Here is an 11,622-nt window from a genome sequence, read left to right as displayed (position 1 = left end):
CAGACTGGCCCCATGACAGTCTTTGACGCCAAGGCCGATCTCCTGCGCTATCTCCAGTTCGCCCGCGACGCCCTGCTGTGGAAGCTCGACGGGCTGGGCGAGTACGACATCCGCCGCCCGCTCACGCCCACCGGAACGAATCTGCTGGGCCTCGTCAAGCACGCCGCCGGGGTGGAGGCGGGCTATCTGGGCGCGGCGTTCGGCCGCCCCTTCCCGGAGCCGCTGCCGTGGACCGGGGCTCAGGCGGCGGAGAACGCCGACATGTGGGCGACGGCCGGGGAGTCGCGGGAGGACATCACCGGGCTCTACCGCCGGGTGTGGGCGCACGCCGACGCGACGGTGGCCGCCCTGGCCCCGGACACCGTCGGCCGGGTGCCGTGGTGGCCCGCCGGCGCGGACACGATCACCCTGCACCACGCCTTGGTCCGGGTGCTCGCCGACGCCCAGCACCACGCGGGCCACGCCGACATCCTCCGCGAGCACCTGGACGGCGCGACGGGCTGGCGGCCGGACAACTCCGCCCTGCCGTCGGCCGATCCGGCGTGGTGGGACGCCTACCGGGACCGGCTGGAGCACGCGGCCCGCGAGGCGGCGGAGAAGACCCGGGACTGACGCCTCAGAACACCCCCAGCCGATGGCTCAGCGCCGCCGCCTCACCCCGCCCCGAGACCCCGAGCTTCGCCATCAGGTTCGACACATGCACCGACGCCGTCTTGGGCGAGATGAACAGCTCCCCCGCGATCTGCCGGTTGGTGCGCCCCAGCGACACCAGCCGCAGCACGTCCCGCTCCCGCGCCGTGAGGCCGAACGGCGACAGCGGGTCGTCCGGGGCCGGCGGCGGGGGGATGCGCGTGAACGGCACCCTGGTGCGGGACGCGAGCTGGTCAGCCTCCTCCCGCAGCCGCACCGCGCGCAGCCGGGCGGCCGTCTCGTGCACATCCGCGAGCAGCTCCCGCGCCCGGGCGCGGGCATCGGCGGACGGCCGCCCCGAGGTCCCCAGCAGCGCCTCCGCACGCCGCAGCCGGGCCAGGGCCAGCTGATACGGGCGGTCGAGCGACTCGAACAGCGCCGCCGCGCGCTGCCACGGCCCCGGCCGCAGCACGCCCTCGGCCCGGTCCGCCTCGGCCTCGACGAGCAGCGCGTACGCCGCCCAGACAGGCGCGGCGCGCGGCAGTCCCGCGGCGGTGGCACGCAGCCGGCGCAGGAACTCCGGCCGTCCCTCGTCCAGGGCGGTCAGCCCCCGGCCGGCGGACTCCGCGGCGGCGGCGAGATGCAGCAGGGGCCAGGCGAGTACATGGGTGCCGGGCGTCCAGCCGATGTCGAGTACGCGCTCGGCCTCGCCCCGGGCGGCGGTGAAGTCGCCCAGGGCAGTGGCCAGCTCGATCCGCACCGACGCGAACGCCAGGGCGGCGGAGGGACGCCTCGCGAGCGGGCCGAGGTCGTCGGCGATCGCGTCGATCCGCTCGCGCATGCCCTCGGTCCGCCCGCGCCACAGGGCGAGCCGGACACCGTGGAACCCGATGCCGGCGCGCGGCTCCACACCCGCCGTGCGGATCTGCGCGGCCCGCTCGACGACGGCGGCGGCCTCGTCCCAGCGGCCCAGCGGGATGAGCGCTTCGATCTGGTTGACCAGGCAGAACACCTGGTAGTCCCGGCGTCCCTGGGCGGCCGCGGTGTGGGCCCCGGTCACCGCGATCTCGACGGCCTCCGCCGAGCGGCCGAGCGCGGCGAGCTCGGCGGAGAGGTTGATCTCCGCGCGGACGGCCGCGTGATGATATCCGCCGATCCGGGCCCGCTCCCGGGCCAGCGTCAGCTCGGTGATGCCCCGCTCGGTCTCCCCCGTCTCGCAGAGCAGGACGGCCCGGGTGACGCGAGCGCCCAGCTCCACGGCCTCGGGTCCGGTACGGGCGGCGAGGGTCCGGGCCCGCTCCGCGGCCCGCAGGGCGGCGGGGCCCGCCTCCGTCAGCATCATCCGGCAGGCGTCCGCCGTGAGCACCTCGGCCCGGACGGTGCACGGTGCGAGATCGGCGACCAGTCGCCGGGCCCGGGAGAGCTCCTCGTGTCCGTCGCCCCGCCCCAGGTCCTGGGCCAGCCGCTCGCGCTGCAGCCAGAACCACGCGGCCCGCTCCCGCACCCCGTCCGGGACCGCGCCGCCGGCGTCCTCGAGGAGCCCCGGATACTCCTCCCCCAGCTGCCGCAGCGCCCGCCGCGCGACCGTCAGCGCCCGCTCGAACTCCCCCGCGTAGCGCGCCGCGACGACGACCTCCGCCAGCAGGTCCGCCCCGGCCACCGCGCCGGCCGCGGACCCGGCCGGATAGTTCTCGGCGGCGTCGAACGGCCGCACCCCGGCCCGCACCTCCGCCGGCACCTCGTCCCACAGCTCCAGCGCCCGGTGCAGCAGCGCGTACTGCTCGGCGTAGGCATACCGCCGCCGGGCCTGGGCCGAGGCGTCGAGGACCGCGGGCAGTGCCTTGGCGGGCTCCCGCCCGTAGTACCAGTGCCACGCCAACCGGGTGAGCTGCTCCTCGCGGCCGACCAGCCCGGGGTCGGCGGCCAGGGCCTCGGCGAACCGGCGGTGCAGCCGGGCGCACTCGCCGGGCAGATGGTCGTCGCAGACGGCCTCCTGGAGCAGCGAGTGGCGGAAGCGGTACGAGCCGCCCGCCCGATCGTCCTCGACGGGGACCAGCACCTGTCCGGCGACGGCCGCGCGCAGGGCGTCGAGGAGGTCGTCCTCGGACAGTCCGCAGACGGCGGCGAGCAGCCCGTACTCCATCCGCGACTCGCCCTCGGCGGCGATCCGCACCACCTGCTGGGCCCGGTCGGGGAGCCGCTCGACGCGCACCAGCAGCAGATCGCGCAGCGAGTCGCCGATGCAGCCGCCGGAGCCGGTGGCGAGCTCCTCGACGAAGAATGGGTTGCCCTCGGCGCGGGCGTGGATCCGCCGGGCCAGATCCGCGTCGGGCCGGCCGCGGATACCGGCGATCTGCCCGGCGGTCTCCTCCTCGGTGAGCCGGGGCAGTTCGATCCGGCGGACGGTGCGCGACCGGTCGGCCTCGGCGAGGAAGGGCCGCAGCGGGTGGCGGCGGTGGACGTCGTCGGAGCGGTACGTCAGCAGCAGGAGCAGCCGGGTGTCCTGCAGGGTGCGGAAGAGATACCCGACGAGGTCGCGGGTGGAGCCGTCGGCCCAGTGGAGGTCCTCCAGGGCGAGGACGACCGTCCGGCCGGCGGCCAGCCGCTCCAGCAGCCGGGCGGTGACCTCGTAGAGCCTGGCGCGGCCCTCGGCGTCCGCCGGGGAGGGGGCGGGCGCCAGATCGGGGAGCAGCCGCGCCAGCTCGGCCTCGCGACCGGCGGCCGCGGCCGCCAGGGCGTCGCTGCCCAGCTCGCGCTGCAGCCTGCGCAGCGCCGTCACCAGGGGGGCGAACGGCAGTCCGTCCGCGCCGAGTTCCAGACAGCCGCCGACGGCGGTCACGGCACCGGCCGTACGGGCGGTGCGCAGGAACTCCTCCAGCAGCCGGCTCTTGCCGACGCCGGCCTCGCCGCCGACGATCAATGCCTGCGGCTCGCCCGCGGCGGCGCGGGCGAGCGCGGAGTCAAGCGTCTTCATCTCGTGCGTGCGCCCGACGAACACCGGGCTCACGACCATGGCCTGCGCATCCCCGAGGATGTCACGGGCCGTCGGGGTGGGGGTCGACCCGCCCATGTCAGGCGGCCTTGACCCACTGGCTGCGGTAGTCGGCCCGCTCGTCGCGGCCGGACCTGCGGGCGGCCTTCGCCGCCCGGGCCAGCCGGTGCTGCTCGGCCTGGCGGCGGAGCTCGGCGGCGCGGTACCGGGACTGCTGCTCGTGTGCGTACATCAGGTGTCTCCTCGAGGTCCGGTCCGAGGCTCCTTGGCGGCCTCTTCCCTTGTGCCTCAAGCTTCGCGTCCCAGGGGGGTCCGGCACATCGGGCGACTTCCTCATCTCTGCCGCGCCCGGGCCTTAGTTGCCGGCCGCGTCGGCCGGTAAGGCGCCGTAAGGCGTCTAAGGCCCCCCGGAAAGGGGGCCTTAGACGGCCTCGAACAGCCTCATCCGGTGGGCCAGCGCTGCCGCCTCGCCCCGTCCCGAGACCCCGAGCTTCGCCATCAGATTCGACACATGCACCGACGCCGTCTTCGGCGAGATGAACAACTCCTCCGCTATCTGCCGGTTCGTACGCCCCGCCGACACCAACCGCAGCACATCCCGCTCCCGCGCCGTCAGCCCGAACGCCTCCACCGGATCCTCTGACTCCGCATCGGAAGCCGAGTCCGCGCCCACCGGAATCCGCGCCCGCCCCGCCAGCCGCCCGATCTCCTCCCGCAGCGGCACGGCCCCCATCCGCCCCGCGGCGTCCCACGCCCCGGCGAGCAGCTCACCGGCCTCCGTACGCGACCCGCCGCCCGCGAGCAGCGCGTCCGCCCGCGCCAGCGCCAGCCGGGCCACGGCGTGCGGATAGCCGAGCCGCCCGAACGCCTCCGCCGCCGCCTCCAGCGCCACCGGGTCAAACGCCCCCCGGGCCCGCGCCACCTGTGCCCGCAGCACCAGGTCCAGCGGGGCCGTCGGCCGCTCCGCGAGCCCCGCGGCCGTCGCCTCCAGCCGGGCGACAAGCCCTTCCACGCCCGAAGGATCGCGCAGCTCGGCGGCGAGTCCGGCGCCGTGCGCGAGGAGCATCCACACGTACGCGTCCTGCCCGGGCAGCGGCAGCTGCTCCAGCATCCCCTCCAGCACGGCGAGGGCGTCCGCGTACCGCGCGCGGGCCGCCGCGTAGCCCATCTCCACGACGGCGAGGGGGATCGCCCACTGCGGCAGCCGGTCGTTGCGGCCCAGATGGGTGCGCGCGGCGTCGATCAGCGCGGGGACGGCGTCGAGATCGCCCCGGAGCAGGGCGAGCTCCGCCGCGTGCAGGGCGAGGGAGGTCTGGGTGCCGGAGCCGACGGCGGACGGCCGCCAGGTGTCCAGCAGCACCTGCGCGCGGTCGAACTCCCCCAGCGCGATGAGCGCCTCGACGACGTTGGCGGCGCAGAAGGCGGCCCCGTCGTGCAGTCCGCGGGCGCGCAGCTCCTCGATGCCCGCCAGCCCCTCGTCGACGGCCTCGCGCGCGAGGCCCATCTTGAGCAGCGCGTCGGGCAGGTTGATCAGCACCCGCAGCACGGTGCGCGGCGCGCCGATGCGCAGCGCCAGCTCCCGCAGCCGGTACATCTCGCTGATCCAGGCGTCCGTCTCGCCGGTCCGCGAGCGCAGGGTGGCCAGGGTGATGCCGGCGTGCAGCTCGACCTCGTCCGCGCCGACCTGCCGGGCCATCTCCACGGCCCGGGTGGCGAGCGGCACGGTGTCCTCGCTCTGGGTGTGCAGCATGTGCCAGGCGGCGACGTGCGACAGGACGTCGGCGTGCACGGGGGACGGCTTCTCGCCCTCGATGAGCTCCATCGCCCGGGCCAGCTCGGCCCAGCCGTCGCCGCGGCCGAGGCCGGTGACCAGCCGGGAGCGCTCCATCCAGAACCAGGCCGCGCGCATCGCGTCGCCGCCGGGCATCCGGTCGATCAGCTTCAGCCCCTTCTTCACGAACCCGAGCCCGCGGTCGCGCTGCCCGTCGAGCCGGGAGGCGACGGAGGCCTCCGCCAGCAGATCGAGGAAGTGCAGCTCGAGCTCGGCGCCGATCCGGCAGCCGCACGGCGGGTACGACTCCAGGCTGCCCAGCGGCGGCAGGGTCCGGCGCAGCTCCTCGGGCACCTCGTCCCACAGCTCCATGGCCCGCTCCAGCAGCTCCGTCTGCTCGGCGTACGCGTGCCGCTCACGGGTGTCGGCGATGGCGTCGAGGACGGCGGGCAGGGCCTTGGCGGCGTCGCGGGCGTGATACCAGTAGCTCGCCAGCCGGGCGGCGCGCTCCTCCGGCCGCACCAGCGAGGGCTCGGCCTCCAGCGCCTCCGCGTACCGCCGGGAGAGCCGGGTGCGCTCGCCGGGGAGCAGGTCGTCGAGCACGGCCTCGCGCAGCAGCGCGTGGCGGAAGCGGTACGCGGCTCCGCCCCACGCGCCGCCCTCCTCCAGCGGCACCAGCACGTTGCCGCCGACCGCCCCGCGCAGCCCCTCGATCAGCTCGTCCTCGGACAGTCCGGCGACGGTCTGCAGCAGTCCGTGCTCCACCCGGGCGTTGCGGGCGGCGATGCGCACCACGCGCTGGGCGGCGTCGGGCAGGCCCTCCACCCGGACCATCAAGAGGTCCCGCAGGGATTCGCTGAGCCCGCAGGCGCCGTCGCAGGAGAGCGTGAGCTCCTCGACGAAGAACGGATTGCCCTCCGAGCGGGCGTAAATGTCCGCCACCGTCGCCCGGTCCGGGTCGGCGACGCCGCGGATCCCGGCGAACTGCTCGCGCACCTCCTGGGGCGTGAGCCGCTCCAGCTCCAGCCGGCGCACGGTGCGCAGCCGGTCGAGCTCGGCGAGGAAGGGGCGCAGGGGGTGGCGGCGGTGGACGTCGTCGGAGCGGTACGTGGCCAGCACCACCAGCCGGGCGCTCTGCACCGAGCGGACCAGATACCCCAGCAGCTCACGGGTGGAGCGGTCGGACCAGTGCAGGTCCTCGATGACCAGGACGACCGTGCGTTCCCGGGTGAGCCGCTCCAGCAGCCGCGCCGTCAGCTCGAAGAGCCGGGCGCGGCCGTCCTGGTCGTGCGCGCCGGGCGCGGCGGCGCCCAGGTCGGGCAGCAGCCGGGCGAGCTCCGCCTCGCGGCCGGCGACGGCCTCGGTCAGCTCGTCCCCCACGGCGCGGTGCAGGGCGCGCAGGGCCGTGGCGAAGGGGGCGAAGGGAAGGCCGTCGGCGCCCAGCTCGAGGCAGCCGCCGACCGCGGTGTGCGCGCCCTGGTCACAGGCGTGCGCCGCGAACTCCTCGAGCAGCCGGGTCTTGCCGACGCCCGCCTCCCCGCCGACGAGGACGAACTGCGGCTCACCCGTGGCGGTGGCGCGGGCAAGGGCGGCGGACAGTGCGGTGAATTCGTCGGCCCGGCCGACGAATACGGGACTTATGGCTGGGGACTCCACGCTCCGAGCATCGCACATGGCCCTGACATCCCACGCCGGGATTAGCCGCCGGCGAAGTGGCCGCCTCAGCGGGCCGGCGCGTCCTGCGGCAGCGGCAGCAGCTCCGGCCCCGCCGGCGCCGGGCCGTCGATGCCGATGCGCGGCAGCCGCTTCTCCAGCCAGGCCGGCAGCCACCAGTTCGCCCCGCCCAGCAGATGCATCAGCGCCGGTACGAGCAGGGTGCGCAGCACGAACGCGTCCAGGGCGACCGCCGCCGCCAGCCCGATGCCGAACATCGCGATGATCCGGTCGCCGCCGAGGACGAACGCGGCGAACACCGCGATCATGATCACCGCGGCCGAGTTGATCACCCGGCTGGTCTCCGCCAGGCCCACCCGCACCGCACGCCGGTTGTCGCGGGTCTCCAGCCACTCCTCGTACATCCTGCTGACCAGGAACACCTGGTAGTCCATGGACAGCCCGAAGAGCACCGACACCATGATCACGGGCAGGAACGGCTCGATCGGCCCGGGCCCGCCCAGCCCCAGCGTCTCGCTGCCCCAGCCCCACTGGAAGACGGCGACGACGACGCCGAAGGCCGCGGAGACGGCGAGGACGTTCATGAGCGCCGCCTTCAGCGGGATGCCCAGCGAGCGGAAGGCGAGCAGCAGGAGCAGCGCGCCCAGCGTGATGACCACGCCGACGAAGAGCGGGAGCTTGCCGATGATGAGTGCGGCGAAGTCGTCGTGGCCGGCGGTGATCCCGCCGACGTACACCTCCAGCGAGGTGCCGTCCGTGGCCTGCGGCAGCACCTCGGCGCGCAGCCGGTGGACGAGGCGTGAGGTGTCCTCGGACTGCGGCGACGTGGTGGGGATCACGGTGAGCGTGCCCGTCGTACCGCCGCGCAGCGCCGGTCCCACGGCGGCGACGCCCTCGGTGTCGCGCAGGGTCTCGCCGAGCCGCTGGAAGGCGACCCGGTCGTCGGCGCCGTCGATCGTCGCGACCAGGGTGAGGGGGCCGTTGAAGCCGGGGCCGAAGCCGTCGGCGAGCAGGTCGTACGCCTCCCGGGTGGTGGACCCGCGCGGATGGTTGCCCTGGTCGGAGGTGCCGAGGTGGAGGGCGAACACGGGGAGGGTGAGCACGGCCATCAGCGCGACGGCGAGCGCCCCCAGCAGCTTGGGCCGCCGCTCGACGAACGCCGCCCAGCGCGCCGCCGTCCCGCCCGGGACGGCCGGCCGGGGCCCGTCCTCGACGAGCGTGCGCCGCTCGCGCCGGCTGAGCGCCTTCATCCCGATCACCCCGAGGAGCGCGGGCAGCAGCGTGACGGACGCGGCGACCGTCAGCAGCACGGTGAGCGAGGCGGCGACGGCCACCCCGTTGAGGAAGCCGAGCCGCAGCATCAGCATCCCGAGCAGCGCGATGCACACGGTGACGCCCGCGAAGACGACCGCCCGCCCCGACGTGGCGACCGCCCGCACGGCGGCCTCCGCCACCGGCAGCCCCTCCCGCAGCCCCCGCCGGTGCCGGGTGACGATGAACAGGGCGTAGTCGATGCCCACCCCCAGCCCGATGAGCATGCCGAGCATCGGCGCGAAGTCCGCCACCGTCATCACGTGCCCGAGCAGGGTGACCCCGAAGTACGCGGTCCCCACGCTGACCAGCGCGGTGGCCAGCGGCAGCGCCATCGCGGCCAGCGACCCGAACGCGAGGAACAGCACGACGGCCGCGACGACGACCCCGATGCCCTCCGTGTAGTGGACGGCCGGCGCCTGCGTCAGCCCGAGCGCGGAACCGCCGACCTCGACCCGCAGCCCGTCCCCGCCGGCGCCCCGCGCGATGTCCACCACGCCCCGCACCTCGTCCGCGGACAGCTCGCCGAACGGCTCCGCGAAGACGACCGTCGCGAACCCGGTGTGCCCGTCCGCGCTGATCTGCCCCTCGCCCCCGTGGGTGTACGGACCGGTGACCGCCGTCACGTCGGGGAGCTCCGCCATCGCGTCGAGCGCGGCGGTCATCCGCTCCCGTACGCCCGGGGAGGCGACGGACTCGTCGTCGTGGTGCCAGACGACCGTGCCGGAGTCGCCGGCGAGGTCGGGGAAGGCGTCGGCGAGCAGTTCGTAGGCCTTCCCGGACTCGGTGCCGGGACCCTCGTAGTCGTTGGAGTAGGCGGGGCCCGCGAGCAGGGCGGCCACCGCGGCGGCCGCCAGGGCGGCCAGCCACAGCGCGATGACGAGGGGGCGGCGCGTGAGGCACCAGCGGGCAAGAGTCGCCACGGACGGACCTGCTCCCTGAAACGGTTCATGGATCTGTCGGGGAGACGCCCCGAAGAACACAACCTTGCGGAATGCACTCTTCCATCAGGAAAAGATCAAATACCTCTTACGTGTTGATATTCACATCACACGTGAATCGCCCGTCGGCAGACACCCCGGACAGGGCCGAACGGCGGCAGGCCGGATCCGGCCGTCACCCGTTCACCGCCCGCTTACCGTGGACCCCATGAACATCTGCGTCTTCCTCTCCGCCGCCGACCTCGACGACCGATACACCGCTCCCGCCCGCGAGTTCGGCACCCTGCTGGGCACCCGGGGCCACACCCTGATCTGGGGCGGCTCCGACGCCGGGCTGATGAAGGTCGTCGCCGACGGCGTGCAGGAGGCCGGCGGGCGCCTCGTCGGGGTCTCCGTGACCTTCCTCTCCGGCAAGGCCCGGCCCGGCTGCGACGAGATGATCGTGGCCCGCGATCTCGCCGAGCGGAAGGCGGAGCTCCTCGGCCGCTCCGACGCCGTCGTGATCATGGTGGGCGGTACGGGCACGCTGGACGAGGCCACGGAGATACTCGAGCTCAAGAAGCACGGGATGCACGACAAGCCCGTCGTCCTGCTGAACACCGCGGGCTTCTACGACGGCCTGGAGCAGCAGTTCCGCCGGATGGACGCCGAGGGCTTCCTGCCCCGCCCGCTGGACGAGCTGATGCACTTCACCGCGGATCCGGCGCACGCACTGGAGCTGATAGGGGCGTGAGTACGGGGCAGGGGCCGGGGGAAGATCCCCGGCCCCTGCCCCGTGTACGAAACGACGTCAGCCCTCGACGCCCAGCTTCTCCAGGATCAACTCCCGCGCCCGGCCGGCGTCCGCCTGCCCGCGCGTGGCCTTCATGACCGCGCCGACCAGTGCGCCCACGGCCTGGACCTTGCCGCCGCGGACCTTGTCCGCGATGGCGCCGTTCGCCGCGATGGCCTCGTCCACGGCCGCGCCCAGCGCGCCCTCGTCCTTGACGATCGCCAGCCCGCGCGCCGCGACGACCTCGTCCGGCCCGCCCTCGCCGGCGAGCACGCCCTCGATGACCTGGCGGGCGAGCTTGTCGTTCAGCGAGCCCTCGTCGACCAGCGCCGCCACCCGCGCCACCTGGGCGGGGGTGATCTTCAGCTCGGCCAGCTCCACGCCGTCCTCGTTGGACCGCCGGGCCAGCTCGCCCATCCACCACTTGCGGGCCGCCGCGGACGACGCGCCCTCGCCGATGGTGGCGACGATCAGGTCGACCGCGCCGGCGTTCAGGATGGACTGCATGTCGTGCTCGCCGACGCCCCACTCCTCGCGCAGCCGGTTGCGCCGCACCCGTGGCAGCTCCGGCAGCACGGCGCGCAGCTCCTCCACCCACGCGCGGGCGGGGGCCACGGGCACCAGGTCCGGCTCGGGGAAGTAGCGGTAGTCCTCCGCCTCCTCCTTCACCCGGCCCGAGGTCGTCGACCCGGTGTCCTCGTGGAAGTGGCGGGTCTCCTGGATGATCGTCCCGCCGCCGTTCAGGACCTCCGCGTGCCGGGAGATCTCCGAGCGCACGGCGCGCTCCACGCTGCGCAGCGAGTTGACGTTCTTCGTCTCGGACCGGGTGCCGAACTTCTCCGCGCCCGGCAGCATCAGCGACAGGTTCACGTCGCAGCGCATCTGGCCCTGCTCCATCCGGGCCTCGGAGACCTCGAGCGCCCGGATCAGCTCCCGCAGCTCCGCGACGTACGCCCTGGCGATCTCCGGCGCCCGCTCCCCCGCGCCCGTGATGGGCTTGGTGACGATCTCGATCAGCGGGATGCCGGCCCGGTTGTAGTCGAGCAGCGAGTGCGAGGCGCCGTGGATCCGGCCGGTGGCACCGCCGACGTGCAGCGACTTGCCGGTGTCCTCCTCCATGTGGGCGCGCTCGATCTCCACGCGGAAGATCTCGCCGTCCTCGAGCTGGACGTCCAGATAGCCGTTGAAGGCGATCGGCTCGTCGTACTGCGAGGTCTGGAAGTTCTTCGGCATGTCCGGGTAGAAGTAGTTCTTCCGGGCGAAGCGGCACCACTCGGCGATCTCGCAGTTGAGCGCGAGCCCGATCTTGATCGCGGACTCGACGCCGACGGCGTTGACGACCGGCAGCGCGCCGGGCATGCCGAGGCAGGTGGGGCAGGTCTGGGTGTTCGGGTCGGCGCCCAGCGCCGTCGAGCAGCCGCAGAACATCTTGGTCTTCGTGCCGAGCTCGACATGGACCTCCAGGCCCATCACCGGCTCGTAGGTCGCCAGCGCGTCCTCATACGTGACAGTCACGGTGTTCCTCTGCCTC

7 protein-coding genes are annotated in these 11,622 nt (G+C 74.4%); 2 read left to right on the top strand and 5 right to left on the bottom strand.

Annotation, left to right across the window (positions count from 1 at the left end):
* Positions 1 to 12: 12 nt before the first annotated feature.
* Entirely contained in the window at positions 13 to 612 is a 600-nt protein-coding gene (locus tag SRB5_RS11455) for a DinB family protein (protein ID WP_153451512.1), read from the top strand.
* A 4-nt stretch (positions 613 to 616) separates the two neighbouring features.
* On the opposite strand, the gene SRB5_RS37470 is transcribed toward SRB5_RS11455, so the two are convergent.
* The 4 genes from SRB5_RS37470 to SRB5_RS11435 form a co-directional block, all read right to left on the bottom strand.
* Positions 617 to 3,700: a helix-turn-helix transcriptional regulator gene (locus tag SRB5_RS37470; RefSeq protein ID WP_323377729.1), complete on the bottom strand. Its 3,084-nt coding sequence runs from the start codon at positions 3,698 to 3,700 to the stop codon at positions 617 to 619.
* 1 nt (position 3,701) lies between these two features.
* The gene (locus SRB5_RS11445) at positions 3,702 to 3,854 is read right to left on the bottom strand and encodes a hypothetical protein (RefSeq protein WP_153451510.1); all 153 of its coding nucleotides are present in this window, start codon (positions 3,852 to 3,854) and stop codon (positions 3,702 to 3,704) included.
* A gap of 189 nt (positions 3,855 to 4,043) precedes the next feature.
* Positions 4,044 to 7,067 carry a helix-turn-helix transcriptional regulator gene (locus tag SRB5_RS37465; RefSeq protein WP_153451508.1) on the bottom strand — a complete coding sequence of 1,008 codons (3,024 nt, stop codon included), beginning with the start codon at positions 7,065 to 7,067 and terminating at the stop codon, positions 4,044 to 4,046.
* Positions 7,068 to 7,114: 47 nt separating this feature from the next.
* A complete protein-coding gene (locus tag SRB5_RS11435; protein WP_323377728.1) occupies positions 7,115 to 9,301 on the bottom strand; it encodes an MMPL family transporter in 2,187 nt (728 codons plus the stop codon).
* 226 nt (positions 9,302 to 9,527) lie between these two features.
* On the opposite strand from SRB5_RS11435, the gene SRB5_RS11430 reads away from it, so the two are divergent.
* Positions 9,528 to 10,052 carry a TIGR00730 family Rossman fold protein gene (locus SRB5_RS11430; protein WP_153451506.1) on the top strand — a complete coding sequence of 175 codons (525 nt, stop codon included), beginning with the start codon at positions 9,528 to 9,530 and terminating at the stop codon, positions 10,050 to 10,052.
* Between the two features lie 57 nt (positions 10,053 to 10,109).
* On the opposite strand, the gene gatB is transcribed toward SRB5_RS11430, so the two are convergent.
* Positions 10,110 to 11,606, bottom strand: a complete 1,497-nt coding sequence (gene gatB, locus SRB5_RS11425) for an Asp-tRNA(Asn)/Glu-tRNA(Gln) amidotransferase subunit GatB (protein ID WP_323377727.1) — start codon at positions 11,604 to 11,606, stop codon at positions 10,110 to 10,112.
* Between the last annotated feature and the right edge of the window lie 16 nt (positions 11,607 to 11,622).

The organism is Streptomyces smaragdinus (assembly GCF_009604385.1).
GTDB lineage: Bacteria > Actinomycetota > Actinomycetes > Streptomycetales > Streptomycetaceae > Streptomyces > Streptomyces smaragdinus.
The sequence above is the reverse complement of the archived record's forward strand: the minus strand, read 5'-3'. Positions and strand labels throughout refer to the sequence as shown.